The following is a 17,870-nucleotide window of genomic DNA, read 5'->3' on the forward strand; positions in this document are numbered from 1 at the left end:
ATACATAAAGTATTCTTTCTACAAGACTGCCTTCTGATAAGGCAGTTAGCAGAAACACAAAAGGTCTGAGCAATCAGACCTTTTCGTTTCTTCTGCGACCACTTTAAAGCACCAGTTACTTCTTGTTCATTCGGATATGGCGATTAGACACATTCGGCAGTGGCTTCTCTGGCACTTTACGTTTCTCATGAATCAAATGTCGTATTGCTAAAATCGGATGCTTAAGTAGCATTCTTGGCCCTGCATAGCGCATCACTAAACGCATCTGCTCTTTAGGATCAGGCTTATAACAATGAATCGGACACTTGTTACAGGTCGGCTTTGCTTCGCCATAAGGGCATCTATCAAGTCGTGTCTCTGCATAACGCAACAGTTGCTCACACTCTTCACATAACGCGTTATTCTGACGAACCGCACCGTGGTGATCTTTGCAGTAGATGTGCACTATCGCAATAACGGTTTTGTACTCCGTCTCGAGTTCGCCTTGTAGAATGTTGTTATGTTGGAACATGATTAATTACCTAATGAGAGATCGTACAGGTTGAGTTCTAGATCTAAAATGATTATCCTCCACCGCATAAACTAAATACAAGGCTATGCAGCAATGAACCGTAAGAAAAAAATCAATCAAATTCTAAAGAAAAGACAGAAACAGGCGAATTCTAAACTGCATGGTAGCAACAAGCCTCGCTATATTTCTAAAGCTGATCGCGCAAAAATGGAAGCTGAAGAACAAGCGAAAGCCACTCTAGAACAAGCAGAAGGATCTGTAGAAGCTGGTATCGAAACTGAAGAGACAAAAGCTGCAGAGTAATCTTTTGACTCACTAGATACTCTTGCTCAGCGCTCAGATCAGAGCCTGTAGACAAGAACAAAAAAAGCAGCCTCTATTTGGGCTGCTTTTTTGATCCTACCGTATTAACCTAGCGACTTAGCTATTCAATTAACCTTTGAATGGTTTAACTTCCCAACGTGCGAACGGCACTTTTGCATTAATCCCTGCTCTTCCCCAGCGGTCTACCGAGTCAACTACAAGAATTCGCTCATTAGGCACCAGCGACTTAATCAAAGTCGTAGGCTTTTTCGCTGTAACTAACCATAGCGCGTCATCTTCAGAAAACATCGCTTTGAGTTTGGCCTTGTCTTGTTCTGTCCATTCCAGTTCAGCTTTGAACATACGTTCTTCAACAAACAGTTGGCTGCCAGAAGCAAAATCTTCCAAGCTTTCTGAAAGCAACAATACTGAATCTACATCGTTATCCAATAATACCGCTTGTTGCTTGTTAATCAGTTCACGAACATCAAGCATCACACGCTGCAAATGACGATCAATCGTCTCTGCTTGCGCTGGCCACAACAACTTAAAGTCGTCAGCCACGATGGCGGCCATGCGCGTTAGGTTAGTTGGATTTAACCAAGCATACTTAGACACTTCACCACTTGATAGCGTCAACGCGGCAACACCTTGTGCGCGCGGTGTAATAGCTTGAGCGGCATCCACCTCAACCAAGCGGATATTGCCTTGCCTTGCGTATACAAATGTAGGATCCGCTTGCCAAATAGATGACAGCGTTAACGCAACGGTCGCCTTCTCTCCTGACTTAAGCACCTTGCTTTCACCCTTAGTGCCAAACCAGTTAGGTAAGCGATCAATACCGTAACGTTTTGGTGGTAGGTATTCAGTGGTAATGTCAGTGCCTTTGGTTAACTCTGTTGCCAATGCATAAGTCACAGGTGTGCTCGTTAAGATATCTTCTGCGTTCACGTTTAGCGACACCACAGATCCAGCCATTAACACACTACCAAGTACACCCACTTGAGCCGCTGTTTTTACTGAGCTTGAAATACGATTCATCAAAGGAGTCATGGTTATGCCTTTCTTATAATTCGGTATAGCGTTGCCGCTAGGAAAAACGTTGCAGAAACGATGATTATTGAAGCGCCTGACGGCACAGGCAGTTTAAGTTCCATCGGTAATACCGTTCCGACTAAACACGCGATGGTTGCCAGCAACGCAGAAAGCAAAACAAAGCTCCCCATGCGTTTAGTCAACAATCGTGCCGTCGCACCCGGAATCAGTAATAACGCGCCAACCAAAACGGCACCCACGATCTTCACCGCGGCAATCGTCACCAAAGTAATCATCATCACAAACAGGTAGTCATAGAAGCTGGTGTTATAGCCGCGCACCTTGGCAATATCCGGGCTAATACAAGTGAGAAGAATACGGTTGAACGTCGGTATCAAGAGCAAAATGATGAGCGCGCAGCTGCCTGCGAGAATTGCTAAATCTTGGTCTGTTACCGTGAGAATCGAGCCAAATAACACGTTCTCAAGCATGTGGATATTGATCTTACGCGCCACGTACATCAGCAATGCCGCACCTACTGCCAATGCTAGCGCTAGAAAAACACCGACTAAGGTATCGTATGGCACATTGGTTCTGTTTCTTACAAAGTGAAGAAGCAAAGCGAAGATCATACAGAAGCTAAACAAGCCAATAATTGGGTTTTCTGGTGGCTCACCAAGCAAAACACCAATGGCAATACCGGTTAATGCTGCGTGACCTACCGCTTCAGAGAAGAATGCCAAGCGTTTAGCAATCACCAAAGTACCAAGGCCACCTAATAACGGGCCAAGTAACAATGCGGCAACCAGTGCATTCACCATAAACGCATACATGAAGCTGTCTGATAACCAACCCGCTTCAACGCCACTAATGGCAAGTTGTCGTAACCACTCCATTACGCAACCTCCTTCGATTTGGGGATGGCAGATCCACTGCTATAGTGCTGAAACAGACTCTCGATTTTAGTAGGGTGTAGTACTTGTTCATGTGGACCACTATCCACCAAGAATCGATTCACAACATGTACATTCGCTTCAAGACGACGTACTGCGGTTACATCATGGTGAACAGCAAGAATGGTACGCCCTTCATTAACGCATTCACGAACTAGCGATTCTAAATAACGAACGCCTTGTTCATCCATGCCGGTAGTGGGTTCGTCCAACACTAATAAACTTGGGTTATCCAATAAGGCTTGAGCAAACAACACACGTTGCTGCTCGCCACCCGACAATTGACCCATACGGCGGTCGCTACGAGTCGCCATTCCCACACGGTCGAGTTGCGCTAATGCAAGATCCAATTGCTTAGACTTACGACGCCAAAACAGCGGAATTCGAGTTTGGTTAAGCAGGACGAAATCCATTACCGTCAGAGGTAAGCTCGATTCGAAGGTCGCTTTTTGAGGAACGTAACCAATGCTTGGCTTTTCTGGCCAATGAATATTGATTTGACCAGAAAAAGGCGTCAAACCGAGAACTGAACGCAGCAATGAGGTTTTGCCACCGCCGTTTGGCCCCATGATCACATGGCACTCACCCGCTTTAAGCTCTAGCGTGATATCATCAAGAATCACGTTATTGTCGTATTGCAGACCGAGTTGGTTAATTGAAATCGATGGACCTTGCATTACGCCTTCCCACTTTTAGCCTGGTTAGCCGCAGCAAATTTCATGGCTTCGATTAACGTTTCTAAGTTCTTCTTCATCTCAACTTCTACCTTATCGTCTTGATACTCACCGTGCGTCATGTGAGAGAAACGGTAAAGCTGAACGCCTGTTTCTGCTTCAATCGTGTCAACAAAGCGGTTTGGCATGTTTAGCTCGTAGAACAGAACATCAATGCCTGATGCGCGGATTTTCTCGATCGTATCTTGCAGTTGGCTCGCACTTGGTTCAACACCGTGTGCAGGCTCAATCACCGCTGCAACATCCACACCAAACTCTTGAAGGATATAGCCATAAGCATTGTGCGTGGTCGCCACTTTCATACCTGATGTATCGAGTTCACCTAATGACAACATCGCATCACGCTTCATAAAGCGAAATTGCTTGGCGTACTTACGTGCATTCTTACGATAAAAAGCTGCATTGTCTGGATCGAGTTTAGAAACTTCACTCGCGATGGTGTACACCTTTTGGATTGTTGTAGAAAGTCCAACAAACGTATGTGGGTTCACCGCGCCTTGGCCAACAGACTGGCCTAATGCAGGAAGTAGAGGTACTTCTTTGTTCGCTTCAATAACCATTAAATCATCACGTTGCGCAGCTGAAATGACTTTTAGTGCGAAGTCATCGTGGCCAATACCGTTTACGACGATTGCGTCCATCTGGCTCAATCGCTTCAAGTCATTCGGTTGTGGTAAGTAGTTATGTGGGTTAAAGCCAGCATCAACCAAAGGAAGGATGTTCACTTTGTCACCTACCACAGCTTTTACGTAGCTATAGTAAGGCTGTAGGGTAATACCTATCGTCAACTTGTCGCTGTCGACTGTGTATTCTTTTGCCAATGCATTGGGTGTCGATAGCACCGCCATTAACGACATCAATAGAGTCATGAATCGCATAGTAAATCTCTTATTATTTGTGAACTTATGGTCAATGAGCTGATTAGTCCGTAAGCTTTTTGATTTTGTGAACATCTTCTTTTTGAACATATTGCTGATGAGAACCTAAGGTTTGAAACATTGCTTAATGAGAAGAAGCGTCATGTTGTTCAGATATTTCTGACTCGTTCACCACCAGTTTCCAGCCTGCAGATTCCAATGTGTTTTCATCAAATTGAGTAGGTTGGCTTGCGACACCACCAAAGAAAATCCAGATTTCCGGAGAAACACTGTTCGCGTTCAAAATAAAGGAGTCCGCGAAGCCATGAGTGTTTGGCGTAGCTTGTTCGCTTGGTGTAGCGTATTCACTTGGCGTAGAAAAGTAATAACCACGCTCGTCCAATAGCCAAGCATGAGAACCTTTGCGCTTCCAACTCCGGTCTTCAACAAATGGCGCAACCCATTCATCTTTAAGTGACACAACGCTTGGCCATTCGCCGTCTAAGTCCATGCGAAGATCTCGAATCTCTTCATGAGCCAAACGGAGTTCTGACAGCATCGCCAAGTTTTCTTGCTCAACATCAGTCACTAAGACTTGGTGATCAAGGGTCACTTCGATATGAGATTCTGCTTGATTAAACGGAATAGCAACCGTCGCAAAACAAAGGATGAATATAATGATTAGGCCAACCCACTTGCCCTCTCTTCCGCCTGTGTCAGCGCGTACACTTTGAATCATCATTTTTCTTTGATCTCTACAACGTCGACTTCAACAGGAAACTCGTGACCTGAATCAAACACGAGGTAAAACTCAGAATTTGGGTTTGGAAATTCGACAATAGAGCGTTTATCCGTCATCTCTTTCGCTATCAAGTTGTCTTCATAGTCGTACATCGCGACTGCGTAATCTATCGCTTTACTACCATCAGAGTAACCTGCCTCACAGGCAACCGTTTTGCCTTCAAACCAACAGCTCATCAATGGAAAGTGTGCTTGCGCAGGTAATGCCGCTAAACCAAGCCCCAGAGCTAAGCACGGAGCAATTATGGTGTTTGCTCTTATTGTTATTTTCATCGTTCGTACCCTCGCCACGTTACAAATTTTCAGTGGTATACTGACCGTTAAAGGGCTCTAATGAGCCCTTGTCTTTTTTATCTAATAATCAGGAGCTTTCTCCCGATAAAACCGACTATTGAAGCAATGCTTCGAATGTCAGGTGCACATTCGTACTTGCTTTGTCTGCCAGTGGGTTGTCAACCAACTCACCTTTGTAGTTCGCTTTCATTACGTAACGACCCGCTACGTCTGGAGTAAACGTGATTTCACCGTTTTCATCGCTCACTACATCAATCTGCTCTTGGTGATTGCGGTAAAGCGTACCTTCACGAGTAATTTCCGCTTTCACGTCTTTCTGGATTTCACCGTTGTAGAAGAATTGGAATGTCACCGGTTCGCCTTCAACGATGTCTGAAGGGTGTGTAACAGGCTTCATTTCAAGAAGCTTGCCTTCAATTTTGAAAACTGAATCCGTTGGCTTGCCTACTGTGATGTAACTTTCTGCGCGAGTGAAACCAACTTGAGTTACCACGTCACGTGATTTTTCAGGTAATAAGGCATCACGCTCAGCTTTAGTCGCTTTAATCCATTTTACTGTGTCACGACGACCCGCTTTGTACTGTGTCCAGTACGTTGGTTCGTTGTTGATTGCTACTTTGTGTGTACCTTCTTCCTCAAAATAGAAATCAAACATTGAGCGACGCTTGCCTTTTACAACGAAGTTAGGACGCTCATTACGACCATCAGGCATGATAACGAATGCTTTATCACTTCCTGCAGGCTTATCAAAAACAAACGTACCGTGGGATGCCGTCACATCAAATGTTAACCAGTCACCACCTTCTTTAGAAACGGTGAAATGAGAAGGCAAAACCCAACGAGGGTGAGCTTGCGCAGTCGTCGTTGCTGCTAGACCGAACGCCATTACACCTGCAAGAGCAAGCGCCTTTATTTTTGTCTGTTTCATCATGTTCAATTCCATTATTTGTAATCTTTAACCGTGTCGCTCAATGGCGCCTACGATTCCAATCTTTGATTTTTCTGTCGCTTGTAAAGCACAGCTTGTGTTATCCGACGTGTTAATTATTTTGCAATGTAGCTCAAGATAATTTTCCCCGTCTCTTCCGTTGCTTTTAATTCATAAGAGGCGTTTGAATCTGTCAGTGATACTTTTTGGCGCAGGTAGTTACGGCCACCGTGTTCACGAACGACTTCGACATGCACCGTGTACTCACCTTGTTCAAGGGTTTCACCGCTGTCACTCTTGCCATCCCAAACGAAACGATATTGACCAGCTGGGCGTGTTGCAGAAGTCACAGCATCGACAAGTTCACGATCGTAACGGCCAACTTTTCTCCACCAACTGCGTAAGTCTTTTAGCCATTCGTCTTTACCGACCCAAAGCTCAATGGTTTTCACTGACTTTCGGTCACTGTTCTCTACCCAAACCGCCACATAAGGACGCGCATACATAGAGGTGTCGATTTTTGGAAGCTCAAAACTAACATCAAGTTTTGCCGTATCAGGGATCGCTTGCGCCATACCGAGACCAGGCAAAAGAGATAGAGCGAGAAGAGCCTTACTCCAATTCATTTTTTTCATGTTTAACAACCTTTTAAATCCGTTTAACCTTTAGTTCGTTCTTCGAGCTGATTCATCAAGCAGACTCATCAATCTAATGGAGGGTTAAGGTACGGCGACAAAATAGATAGCAAGTGAGATTGCAGACCCAAATACCGTCCATTTAATGGAGGTATTGAGCGTTTTTTTCTTAGGTAACAGTAAGCACACGCCAGTCAGTACAAAGAAGATCATCAGTAGCGCAGTGATATCGATAAACCATTTCCACACTTCACCGCTATTACGGCCTTTGTGTAGGTCATTCAACAATGCGATAACGCCATAATTCGTTGTTTCGACTTCCACCATTTCAGAAGTCACATCGACAAACACAGAAGCGTTGTAGCCAGGTCCTTTGAAGTCCATAGACACTTCACCGATGAGTAACTCACCGTCTTCAATCTCTGCGTAGATGTCTAACCCCGAAGGAACGCCAGATAGGTTTGCTTCTTCAAATAAAAACGTTTCAAAAGCAGACTCGTCGGCTTTCAGTCGACCGTCTTGGACCGTGAACAAACTGGTTGGAAGCGTTAGCGTAGAGCGTTGGATATTGGGTTGGCTTGATTCGAACAGCTCAGGGCGATTAAGGGTAATACCTGTCACTGAAAAGAAGAGAACAACAAACAACAGTGCCATTGAAATATAAACATGAAGTCGACGAGCCCATGATTGAACCGCCCTACTTTTTAACGACATACAAACCAATACCTATAGATTTTATGGCGACAATTTAGTTGATAATCATTCGTATTGGCATTCAATTTACATTATTTACGTTTCTCGCGCGTCGCAAGGAAATTCACATAACATCTACAGAAGAACAATCGAACTGTATACGTATAAGAATCGCGGCAATATAAGTGGGAAACGTAGATATCCTGAGCTCTAGAGCTTATAAAAGGGCCCTGTTTAGTAGGAGTTCCGTGCATTTAAGAAAGGAGTGTTGTAGCTATTTAGAACAGAGATCACTATCAAGGGCATTAGCATGACGATTAGCTCAAGAGTGGTTTAAGCTTATTGACTATAAAACAGACATAACCATGCAAGTTTAAAAGGATTTAGAAATGCGTATTATTGTAGCTTTGGCTGTATTGGTAACGGCTTGTACTAGCCAGATTGTTAGTACTGACGAACATATCGAGAGTTACATCGGTTCCAATATTGCCGATGCTCAAGCTTTGTATTTAACGCCCCACTCTCAAGCCGTTACATTTTGGGAGTCACGGACATTTGCTTGGGTAGAAACTCAAACCTCTCTCGAGAATGGTAAAATACAATATTCTTTCAAAAACCCCTATCGTGACTGCACCATTAACTGGATTGTAGCCCAAAGCGGAGTGATCATTGCGGGATCACACAGTGGCGAGATGTGCAGCCCTTAACTTTGCCTTTGCTCATACCTCGATCAAACAGCAAGGCCTAATGAAGCACTAAGGCTCAATTTTATTCAATATATAAAAAAGGGTGTCATTTGAACATTCAAATGACACCCTTTCACTGTCTTATTTAGTACTCTGCTTTCTAGCTTCTAACTATATGTGATTAGGCGTTTCCACTTTCGCTTACCGTTCTCAGCTGGGTCAAATATTTGATCCACCCTTTAGCCTCAGGAGACGGTTCAATGTTGTTCGCCCGCTTAGCTTGAGCGAGAGCATTATCTAAGTTCTTCAGCTTATACCATGAACGTACTTTCGCTAATGCAACGTCAGCTTGCTTGTTCTTGTCTTTCACTTTGTCTAAAACAACCAGAGCTCGCTTGTAGTAACCTTGCTGAACCAATAATTGAGCAACATTCCAATGGTATCGAGTGTTCATGTTCGACGCTAACGTCCACACTTCAATAGCATTGTCCCACTCTTTTGCTAGCTGCCAGTAGGTTGCTTGCTCAGCCAGAAGTTGAACATCGCTGTTTGCGTCATCTAACTTGCTAATTTCTTGCGCAGCGCGCTCAGGGATGCCTCGTTTCGCGTACAGTTGAGCAAGTAGCCTACGGTCTGAATTATTCAGTTCAACACCTTGTAGCTCAGCAAGCGCTAAGGTATTCAACGCACCTCGGCTACGCTCTAGTCTTAACTGAATCCCGACCAGTTGACGCCACCAGTTGTCTTTTTCGGGTTGAAGTTCAACTAAACTTTCTAACGTAGGAATTGATTGCTTCCATTGTTTTAACTGTAGTTGAGCTCCCAGCTTTAACGAGAGAGGCGACAACTGTGGTTTTGAATTGAACTTGTCGCGATTACCAATGGCCACCAGTACTTTCGTCCAGTTTTCAATTTGGTATTCAGCTTGAGCAATTCGCATCCATAGCGTGTCTTTCTTTTCAGTTTCCGGTGCTGTTTTAACGAGCTCATAATAGTGTGGTAATGCCGCTTTAAAATGCTGCTCGCTAAGCAGTAAATCAGCTAACATACGTTTCGTTACCCAAGCTTGTTCATCGACCAATAAGCGACTATCCACTGCATAAGTAAGCTGCTTGATTGCCGTCTCTGTTTTACCATCTTGCCAGTAAAACACACCAAGCATGCGAGCGACATAGGCTTTGTCATAGCCTTTAGATAACTCTAAACTAGCCAAAACCTCAATCGCCTGTTTAACGTGCTCCTCTTGAGCAAGTTGATTCGCCTTTTGAACACGAATAACGGTGTATTGGGTTAGCTCTTTTGCCGGTACTGTAAGGGGCATTATCAACAAGCCCACTAATATCCATATCTGTTTCATCATTTTGCCAACTTAAACTCTAGTTTCACGGTTTGACCAACCTGAGCTACCGCTTTTCCATCGACGACTTTGGGTTGATACTTCCATTTTTTAAGTGCTCTTATCGCTTCACGTTCAAACATACGACGTGGATTTGCATCCGTAACTTGAATATCAACAGAACGTCCTGTTTCATCGATTGTAAAAGACAAAATGACATACCCTTCAGCGCCACGCTTGAGCGCTTTTGCTGGATAACGAGGTTCAACTCGATAAAGCGGCATTACCTGTTGATTTGACCCAAAATCAGAAAATGTTGGAGCGTTAATCGCTAGGCCTTCAATTGAAGTATTCAAATCCAGTGAAGACAGTGAAGACATTGAATTCAGAGGCGTTACTTCAGCTTGCGACTGAGACGTTTGCGCTTGCGGTGGCGGCTCTGGCATTTCGGGTTGTTCCGGGACTGCGCGTTGTCTTCTCTGTACTTCTTGTTCTTGTTCAACCATTACCATGTTGAAACTTAACGTCTCACTGTTGTCTGGCGAACGTTGGTGTCCATTATCGACCATCCAAGCCATGAAAGAAAATAGAGCTAAACCCAACGCTCCCGCTAAAGGTAATGCAAGAAATAGGCGAATCATTGATTAAGATCCTCCAAGATCATCGCTTTTCAGCTGCAAGCGCAATATTTTTAACACCCGCACCTTTGGCAGCGTCCATCACTTTAACAACCGTACCGTTATAAGCATGCTCGTCCGCCTGAATAACCAAAGAAGCATCAGGTTGTTCTAGCAACAAGTGTTCTAACGTCGCTTGAACACGTTCAACATCCACAACACGTTTATCTATGAAAATGTCATTCGCAGAAGTAATCGCGACAAAGATACCTGCATCTTTTTGGCTCACTACATTTGAAGCTTGCGGGCGATTGACTTCAACACCAGATTCACGAACAAATGAACTCGTCACAATGAAGAAAATAAGCATGATGAATACGATATCAAGCATCGAAGTAAGGTCTATTTGAGCCTCTTCGTTTTTAGAATAACGTCGACCGAGTCTCATCGTTGACTCCTTAAAGATTTTTCTAATTTCAATTCTAAGCGGTTACAGACTTTCGCTAAACGAGCATGAACAAACATGCCCGCTAATGCAGCAACCATACCCGCCATCGTTGGTAAAGTTGCCAACGAGATACCTGAGGCCATCAATTTAGGATCACTGCTTCCTTGAGTCGCCATGACATCAAAAACGGAGATCATACCGGTTACGGTACCGAGCAAACCCAACATTGGACAAATAGCAACTAACAGCTTAATAAAGTTCAAGTTTTGGTTAAGTAAAATACTCGCTTGCCCCAACCAACCTTCACGAATGGCTTTAGCATACCAAGAAGAGTGATCTTCTCTTTCATGCCACTTTGTAATCCAAGCTTGGCGTTGCTTTGGAAAATAGAACGCGAGATAAAGCACACGTTCTACCACAAGTACCCAAAAAACGAGGACGACAGCCGCTAGCCACCACAGGACGAAACCGCCCTGATCCATAAAGTTTGATAAAGACAGCAGCCAGTTACTCGTTAACCAACTCGCTGGTAATAGAGAACCCGACAAAATATCCATTACGCGGCAGTCCCAACTTGTGAAACAACAGCGCTTGGTTCAATAGACTTCTCTGCCTGCTCAGCAACAAGGCCAATGCCCTGTTTCTCCAAAATATTACGAATGTTCTCTGACTGAGTACTCAGAATGTTGTGTGCCAATAGCAGTGGCATTGCAGCAACAAGGCCAAGTACCGTTGTAACAAGTGCCATCGAAATGCCGCCCGCCATTACTTTAGGGTCACCATTACCAAACTGTGTGATCACTTGGAATGTTTCTATCATGCCGGTTACGGTACCTAACAAGCCAAGCATTGGTGCTAGAGCAGCTAGAAGCTTCAGCATTGATAAACCTTTCTCTAGGTGAGTTTGTTCATCCACTACCGCTTCTAAAAGTCGCAGTTCTAATGCTTCTACTGTTTGATTTTTCTCTTTGCTGTAAACCGCAAGAACACGACCCAGAGGGTTGTCTCCCGCTTGTTCAGGTTTTTTAAGTTGAGCGCGAATCTTCTGACGAGCGATAGCCAAAGAAATACCACGAACCAATGCGATGATTAAGCCGATTGCCAACAAGCCAAGAATAACTTTACCAACTAGGCCACCTGCTTGCAGACGATCAGCTAGGCTTGGTTCCAAAGCTAATTGTTCTAGCATGAATCCACGAGAGGGATCGACGACTACATTAGACACTTCGCCATTCGCTAAAGTAGAAAGCGACGCCAGTGTTGGGCCTTGTGAAGGCTGCTTCAAGTAAACTATTGCATCTTGATGTCTAGCATCCCACCATACGTAACCTGACTCAGCAACTAAGCCAATAGAACCCAGTCGATAAGCTTCTGCCTTTTCAGTAACCCCTTCACTATTAACTAGTGAAACTGTCGACTTGCTTATCTCTGAACTTGCTTGAATTTGCTCCATCATGCTCAACCAAAGACCTGTTAACTGGGGCATTGACGGTAATGATTTTGCGTCCACGATTTGATAAACAGTTTCTGTATACGCTGCGCGATCTACGTTAGTTACTGTATCCGTAAGTTCATGTTCAAGGTCTTTTGCATTTTGTCTTACAACGCCAAACAACTCACCTAAGCTACCTGTTTCTAAACGCAGTTTCTCTTCTAAACGAGCAAGCTTGTTTTCGTTATCACTGAATGTCTGAGTCAGAACATCGGTCGCACCTTGAATAGAGCTACGTTTAGCTTCAAGCTGTGCTTTGATCGCTTTGAGTTCTTGTTCTGTCTTTTTAAAGTCAGCTTCACGAATTACGTTATGAGACGCTTGCGTGCGACTCTCTGATTTTGCTTTGTTAACAAGCTGAGCTGTCGTGTCTGATGCAGAGAAAGCAGAAAATGAAATTGACGTAATGCAAAGCAATGCTGCTAATGGCTTTAAGTTCATTACTTAACCTCCGCAACAGTTAAAGAAACAGGTAAAGTAATTAAGCTTGGAGACGCTTGCTTATTAGCAATATCGTACGCTTTGTCCAACTCAGATTTCATCGAAGAATCCAACTCTTGCCATTGATCGCTATTTTGGTCCCAAGACCAATATTGGGTACCATTTAAGTTACGAGCGACCAGTGAAATGCGGCCAAGATGCAAAATATCAACTTCAAGCACTTTATCTTGACTTAACTCGACACGGCTTGAATAAGAACTTAGCTTAATACCGTAATCCACTTCAATTTGGTACGCCTCTAAAATACGGCGATATTTTTCAGCATCACTGACATCAGCACGAGTCATCATCGCTTTCAGCTTTTCAACGCGACGCAGACGGCTATTTGTCTTGAAAGGTAGATCGCTTTCAATAACTTCTTGGAGACCATCGATCATCTTGTACATCAAAGGCACTACACCTTGACGTGTTAGTTTGATTTCGTCGATCTGCCCTTCAATACTCTGCGCTTCTTGATCTTGGCTCTTAACCAATGCGGCAAGGTGATCGTGATAGATTTCTAAATTTTTCACTTCTTCTTGCAGACGCTCAACCTCAGCTTGCAGCAATAATGTTGCTTGTGAGCTTTTATCAATAACCTTCTGGCTTGAAGCCGACGCGTTATTGGTCTTGTTTTGAATTGATTGAGCTTGATCCAAGCTGTTTGCCATCGATGACGTTGCAACCAAACTGATGGCAAGTGCTAGGCTAGTTTTTAAAAGATTCATAATTGTAGTCATTTACTTTAGAAGAAGAACAAATGAGTTTTATTGATAAGCAGTCTCATTATCATTAAAAACCACTCGCATTGCTAGGGGTATTTTTACTAAATAGCAGAATCAAGAAAGGGGAAAGTCGAAACCTTCCCCTTAATATTTAAGCTACCAATAGTACCCTACTAACAAATTAGTATTTTACCTGTAACGTAGCCATGTAGTTACGACCTTCGCCAACAACAACGCCGCGAGTGCTGCCACCTTCTAGGTAATCTGTATCGAATAAGTTCTCTACATTAAAGCGTGCAACAAAGTCTAAGTTTTCATCGTACTTAATCGTATGTGCAACACCAGCATCTACACGAGTGTAAGCGTCTTTCTTAAACGTGTTAGCACTTTCAGTGTAACGCTCACCTACGTGATACACACCTAGGTTTACATCAGTACCGTTGTTGAATGCGTACGTAGACCAGATGCTTGCAGTAAATTCAGGAACGTCTGCTGGTGTTTTACCATTAAGAGCAGGGTCATTCTTATATTCAGCATCTAAGAACATTGTTGATGCACTTACAGAGAACGCATCCGTCACGTAGCCCGTCGCAGCTAGCTCCACACCAGTGTGAACTTGCTCACCCACCTGTGTAGTACGAGTATCTTTTGCATGAGATGCAGGAAGGTCTTCTGTAACTTGCATGTTCGTTTGTGTGATCTGGAATACTGCTCCTGATACGAATAAACGCTCATCAAACAGTTCCCACTTTGAGCCTAGCTCATAAAGTGTACCTTTCTTCGCATCTTGAGACTGGCCGAAGTTCACATCATCTTTATCAGAAATCTCACTTACAGGTTCAAAACTTTCAGAGTAAACCGCGTAAATAGAACCGTTTGGCGCCGGAGAGTAAATCGCACCGAACTTAGGTAGGATGTTATTGTAGCTCTCTTCTTTACCAGAACTGCTCGTTGTATCATCGTAAGCGAAACGAACACCAGCAAGTGCTTGCCACTGCTCATTGAACGTCACTAAATCTTGAAGATATAGACCGTAGTGTTGGCTCTTCGAGTGTGATACTGAATCATCGTTGTTATAGTGAATGTCTGCAGGCATATCAAAGCCTTTGCCACACTCTTTCATTGTGTCTGCTTCTGAAGCGTTAAAACAAGCGTAGTCTGATACGTACAGGCGCTTGTAATCGTAGTGCAACCCATTTGCACCCACCAACAGACGGTGATTCACACCAAATGCATCAACATCACCAGTAAAATCCACGTAAGCCGTATCAAACGTCCACTCATCATGACGGTCTGATACTTTGTAACCATAACCTAGTGTTTTCTTGGTTTTTCTGTCTTTCTTTGAATCAATAACGTTATCTGATTCAGTACGGCGACGTTCGTAAAACTGACGACTGATACCCGATTTAACTGCCCATGTATCGCTCAAGTTTGCTGTAACAGCCACACCGTAGTTTGCTACGTCGTTGTCTGTTTGTGCGAAGCGTTGGTCATTAACCGTATTTGGGGTAATCGCTTTACCTGTTTTCGTATCAATCTTTGAGCCGTTATCTAGATCACCTAACTCTTGAGTACGGTCGTAATGCGCAGATAGCATCACATCTTCGTTGATATCGTAATCAACAAATAGGCCACCAACAAAGCGGTCAGTCTCTACATCTGTGCCGTCAAAACGTGTGCGGTAAGAGTCTTGGTTTTCTTGTGAAACAATAAGACGAGCACGTAGAGTTTGATCATCGTTCAATGAACCGCTTACATCAGCGGTAGTACGTGTGTAGCTGTCAGAACCAATGTCTTGGCTTACGCTAACTTGAGTTTCATACGTAGGCTTCTTAGCAACCATGTTAACAAGGCCACCAGGTGCTGATTTACCGTAGAGCAAACCTGCAGGACCTTTTAGTACTTCAACACGTTCTAGTAGTTCTACCGGTTGACGGTAATGAGACCAGTGTTGAACGCCATCGCGCAAGTAACCAGAACTGCTTCCTAGAGAGAAACCACGTAGGTTGAAGCGCTCACGGTTTGTTGATTTAGAACCCGCTGAAATTGACGCATCATTTTTTAATACTTCGCCAAGCGTGCTTGCGCGTTGCTCATCAATGATTTGCTCACTGATAATCGTAACTTGTCCTGGAGTCTCTAATTGAGTCGCCTCCATGCGCATTGCTGTTGTATTCGTGTCGGCTTTATAACCGTAATCACGACCTTCAACAACCATATGCTCGTCAGTTTTTACTGCTTCTGCCAATACTGCTGGTGAAGCTAATACTGCGCCGATCACTAAAGCCAATGGCTTTTTTGAAAACATGTCCTTTTCTCCACTTTTATTCTTTTAGACGAACACTTTGTTATTTATTCGATGTGTCCGTTAGACCGTTTCCGGTACCACTGAATTATTTCGATGGGGAATATAAGTGATAACTATTACTATTTGCATTAAATTTACATTCTTTGCATTCGTAAAGTTTTGTAAAGACGAGCTGACGAGTCGTTAACCTGCAGTTAAAAGAAACCAATTCAATACAGTCATTTAACGAGCACTTGAATTAAAAATCGGCTCTCTGCGCCAAACTTTTTGAAACACCGCCATTTGCGCAGTCAATGTAATAAGCAAACATCTATAACAAAATCCTCTTATCTTATTTATTACCTTCAGAACGACGATTTCTTGTATAAAACACTCGATAAATGTAAAGGACTGGTGAATTATTTTGTTTTATTTTGTTTTATTTGAACAATTATCAGTGATTATGATCACATCTGTAATTCCAAACTCATTTTTTGTTTTTCGATTTAATCAACCGACTGCTAATCTCCTGCTCACTTTGGAAAGGTATCAAAGTTATAAATAATAAGGAGTGTTCTAAATGAATACCAAGAAACCTATGTCTCTGACTGGCCGAGTTATCCTCGGTATGGTCGTAGGTATATTAACGGGATTTGCCATTCAATCCCTTTTTGCAGACAGCGGATTTGTTAACAACTACATCGTTAACGGACTCTTTGAAGTAGGCGGACAGATCTTTGTCGCCAGTTTAAAAATGCTTGTTGTACCACTCGTCTTCGTTTCACTCGTGTGCGGTACAAGCTCTCTTAAAGACTTATCAACTCTTGGCCGTATGGGGGGCAAAACACTTGCACTTTATATCGGTACAACTGCTGTAGCTATCACTCTAGCACTGACTATCGGTAATTTGTTCCAACCTGGAGCGGGTGCGGATCTTACGGCTGCGAGCTCTTTCAAATCAGCTGATGCTCCTTCTTTGGGCCAAGTCATCATCGACATGTTCCCGACCAACCCTATTCAGGCGATGGCTGAGGGCAAAACGCTACAAGTTATCGTATTTGCTGTGTTGTTTGGTATTGCAATCAGTGCAGCGGGTAAACCAGGTGAGCGTATCGCTGCGGTTTTCTCTGATCTAAACGAAGTGATCATGAAGCTAGTTGCGCTACTAATGAACCTTGCGCCTTACGGCGTATTCTTCTTAATGGCGAAGCTGTTCTCTGGCCTTGGTTTAAGCGCAATTTGGAACCTAGCAGAATACTTCTTAGTGCTTGCGGGTACCCTACTTCTACACGGTTTGGTTACCTACAGCGCGATGCTTAAAGGATTCACAGGCCTAAGTCCGATTACGTTCTTACGTAAGATGGAAGATGCAATCATGTTTGCGTTTTCAACTGCCTCTTCGAACGCAACGATTCCAGTAACAATGGAAACGGCTAAAAACCGCATGGGCGTAGACAACAAAGTCGCTTCATTCACCGTACCACTAGGTGCAACAGTGAACATGGATGGCACAGCTATCATGCAAGGTGTTGCAACTGCGTTTATTGCACAAGCTTACAACATCGACCTGACTATGGGTGATTACCTAATGGTTATCCTAACAGCGACATTGGCGTCTGTTGGTACCGCAGGTGTTCCTGGTGTTGGTCTTGTTATGCTAGCGATGGTATTGAACCAAGTTGGTCTACCGCTTGAAGGTATTGCTCTAATCATGGGTGTTGACCGCCTTCTTGATATGATTCGTACCGCTGTAAACATCACAGGTGATAGTGCCGTAACTATCATCGTTGCTAAGTCTGAAGGTTCTCTTGATGAGTCTCGCTTCAATGACCCGGCAGCTGGTGAGAAAGAAGAAGAAGTTAAGCTAGCACGCCAACAGGCATAATCTAGCTTCTCTGTCGCTCTTATCTCCAAGCTAAGGCGTAATTAATGGCTATGCCTTAGCTGATCAATGAAAAGCGTATAAACAAAAACACCACTGCATCTGCAGTGGCGTTTTTTATTGGGTTCTCTTTGAGCCGAAACGATTCAACTCTCATCTATCTTCTCGTT

The 17,870-nt window shown here is 43.7% G+C and carries 20 protein-coding genes; 3 read left to right on the forward strand and 17 right to left on the reverse strand.

What is annotated here, in order from left to right; genetic code table 11:
- Positions 1-115: 115 nt before the first annotated feature.
- On the reverse strand, positions 116-511 hold the full coding sequence (locus AB6D80_RS02550; protein WP_372187675.1) for a nitrous oxide-stimulated promoter family protein: 396 nt from the start codon (positions 509-511) through the stop codon (positions 116-118).
- 93 nt (positions 512-604) lie between these two features.
- Between AB6D80_RS02550 and AB6D80_RS02555 the strand changes: the two genes are divergently transcribed.
- A complete protein-coding gene (locus tag AB6D80_RS02555; RefSeq protein WP_135384378.1) occupies positions 605-814 on the forward strand; it encodes a DUF2986 domain-containing protein in 210 nt (69 codons plus the stop codon).
- A 129-nt stretch (positions 815-943) separates the two neighbouring features.
- Here AB6D80_RS02555 and AB6D80_RS02560 read toward each other — a convergent pair whose 3' ends face one another.
- The 9 genes from AB6D80_RS02560 to AB6D80_RS02600 form a co-directional block, all read right to left on the reverse strand.
- Positions 944-1,867 (reverse strand): ABC transporter substrate-binding protein, encoded by a 924-nt coding sequence (locus AB6D80_RS02560; RefSeq protein ID WP_372045833.1) that lies wholly within the window; start codon positions 1,865-1,867, stop codon positions 944-946.
- A 2-nt stretch (positions 1,868-1,869) separates the two neighbouring features.
- Positions 1,870-2,745 carry a metal ABC transporter permease gene (locus tag AB6D80_RS02565; RefSeq protein WP_012600593.1) on the reverse strand — a complete coding sequence of 292 codons (876 nt, stop codon included), beginning with the start codon at positions 2,743-2,745 and terminating at the stop codon, positions 1,870-1,872.
- Positions 2,745-3,479 (reverse strand): metal ABC transporter ATP-binding protein, encoded by a 735-nt coding sequence (locus AB6D80_RS02570; protein ID WP_372045834.1) that lies wholly within the window; start codon positions 3,477-3,479, stop codon positions 2,745-2,747. The genes AB6D80_RS02565 and AB6D80_RS02570 overlap by 1 nt, the downstream gene beginning before the upstream one ends.
- Positions 3,479-4,414: a metal ABC transporter solute-binding protein, Zn/Mn family gene (locus AB6D80_RS02575; protein WP_029222760.1), complete on the reverse strand. Its 936-nt coding sequence runs from the start codon at positions 4,412-4,414 to the stop codon at positions 3,479-3,481. The genes AB6D80_RS02570 and AB6D80_RS02575 overlap by 1 nt, the downstream gene beginning before the upstream one ends.
- A 124-nt stretch (positions 4,415-4,538) precedes the next feature.
- Positions 4,539-5,135: a DUF6162 family protein gene (locus AB6D80_RS02580; protein ID WP_372045835.1), complete on the reverse strand. Its 597-nt coding sequence runs from the start codon at positions 5,133-5,135 to the stop codon at positions 4,539-4,541.
- Complete coding sequence (locus tag AB6D80_RS02585; RefSeq protein WP_017102109.1) at positions 5,132-5,467, reverse strand: hypothetical protein; 336 nt, start codon at positions 5,465-5,467, stop codon at positions 5,132-5,134. Before AB6D80_RS02585 ends, AB6D80_RS02580 begins: the two co-directional genes overlap by 4 nt.
- A 115-nt stretch (positions 5,468-5,582) precedes the next feature.
- On the reverse strand, positions 5,583-6,419 hold the full coding sequence (locus tag AB6D80_RS02590) for a DUF4198 domain-containing protein (RefSeq protein ID WP_017102108.1): 837 nt from the start codon (positions 6,417-6,419) through the stop codon (positions 5,583-5,585).
- Between the two features lie 113 nt (positions 6,420-6,532).
- Positions 6,533-7,051 carry a DUF2271 domain-containing protein gene (locus AB6D80_RS02595; protein ID WP_372045836.1) on the reverse strand — a complete coding sequence of 173 codons (519 nt, stop codon included), beginning with the start codon at positions 7,049-7,051 and terminating at the stop codon, positions 6,533-6,535.
- A gap of 84 nt (positions 7,052-7,135) precedes the next feature.
- On the reverse strand, positions 7,136-7,765 hold the full coding sequence (locus AB6D80_RS02600) for a PepSY-associated TM helix domain-containing protein (protein ID WP_017099919.1): 630 nt from the start codon (positions 7,763-7,765) through the stop codon (positions 7,136-7,138).
- 368 nt (positions 7,766-8,133) lie between these two features.
- Between AB6D80_RS02600 and AB6D80_RS02605 the strand changes: the two genes are divergently transcribed.
- Complete coding sequence (locus AB6D80_RS02605) at positions 8,134-8,451, forward strand: hypothetical protein (protein WP_012600585.1); 318 nt, start codon at positions 8,134-8,136, stop codon at positions 8,449-8,451.
- 160 nt (positions 8,452-8,611) lie between these two features.
- On the opposite strand, the gene AB6D80_RS02610 is transcribed toward AB6D80_RS02605, so the two are convergent.
- From AB6D80_RS02610 to AB6D80_RS02640, 7 genes are all read right to left on the reverse strand, one after another.
- The gene (locus AB6D80_RS02610; protein ID WP_372045837.1) at positions 8,612-9,790 is read right to left on the reverse strand and encodes a tetratricopeptide repeat protein; all 1,179 of its coding nucleotides are present in this window, start codon (positions 9,788-9,790) and stop codon (positions 8,612-8,614) included.
- Positions 9,787-10,407, reverse strand: a complete 621-nt coding sequence (locus AB6D80_RS02615) for an energy transducer TonB (RefSeq protein WP_009845405.1) — start codon at positions 10,405-10,407, stop codon at positions 9,787-9,789. Before AB6D80_RS02615 ends, AB6D80_RS02610 begins: the two co-directional genes overlap by 4 nt.
- 19 nt (positions 10,408-10,426) lie before the next feature.
- Positions 10,427-10,831, reverse strand: a complete 405-nt coding sequence (locus tag AB6D80_RS02620) for an ExbD/TolR family protein (RefSeq protein ID WP_372045838.1) — start codon at positions 10,829-10,831, stop codon at positions 10,427-10,429.
- Positions 10,828-11,388 (reverse strand): MotA/TolQ/ExbB proton channel family protein, encoded by a 561-nt coding sequence (locus AB6D80_RS02625; RefSeq protein WP_372066994.1) that lies wholly within the window; start codon positions 11,386-11,388, stop codon positions 10,828-10,830. Before AB6D80_RS02625 ends, AB6D80_RS02620 begins: the two co-directional genes overlap by 4 nt.
- Complete coding sequence (locus tag AB6D80_RS02630) at positions 11,388-12,764, reverse strand: MotA/TolQ/ExbB proton channel family protein (RefSeq protein WP_372045840.1); 1,377 nt, start codon at positions 12,762-12,764, stop codon at positions 11,388-11,390. Before AB6D80_RS02630 ends, AB6D80_RS02625 begins: the two co-directional genes overlap by 1 nt.
- On the reverse strand, positions 12,764-13,531 hold the full coding sequence (locus AB6D80_RS02635; RefSeq protein WP_017102102.1) for a DUF3450 domain-containing protein: 768 nt from the start codon (positions 13,529-13,531) through the stop codon (positions 12,764-12,766). Before AB6D80_RS02635 ends, AB6D80_RS02630 begins: the two co-directional genes overlap by 1 nt.
- A 178-nt stretch (positions 13,532-13,709) precedes the next feature.
- Positions 13,710-15,839 (reverse strand): TonB-dependent siderophore receptor, encoded by a 2,130-nt coding sequence (locus AB6D80_RS02640; protein ID WP_017102101.1) that lies wholly within the window; start codon positions 15,837-15,839, stop codon positions 13,710-13,712.
- 559 nt (positions 15,840-16,398) lie between these two features.
- Between AB6D80_RS02640 and AB6D80_RS02645 the strand changes: the two genes are divergently transcribed.
- Complete coding sequence (locus AB6D80_RS02645) at positions 16,399-17,703, forward strand: dicarboxylate/amino acid:cation symporter (protein ID WP_009845411.1); 1,305 nt, start codon at positions 16,399-16,401, stop codon at positions 17,701-17,703.
- Positions 17,704-17,870 lie beyond the last annotated feature (167 nt).

This window comes from Vibrio sp. 10N.247.310.17 (assembly GCF_041466605.1).
GTDB lineage: Bacteria > Pseudomonadota > Gammaproteobacteria > Enterobacterales > Vibrionaceae > Vibrio > Vibrio tasmaniensis_A.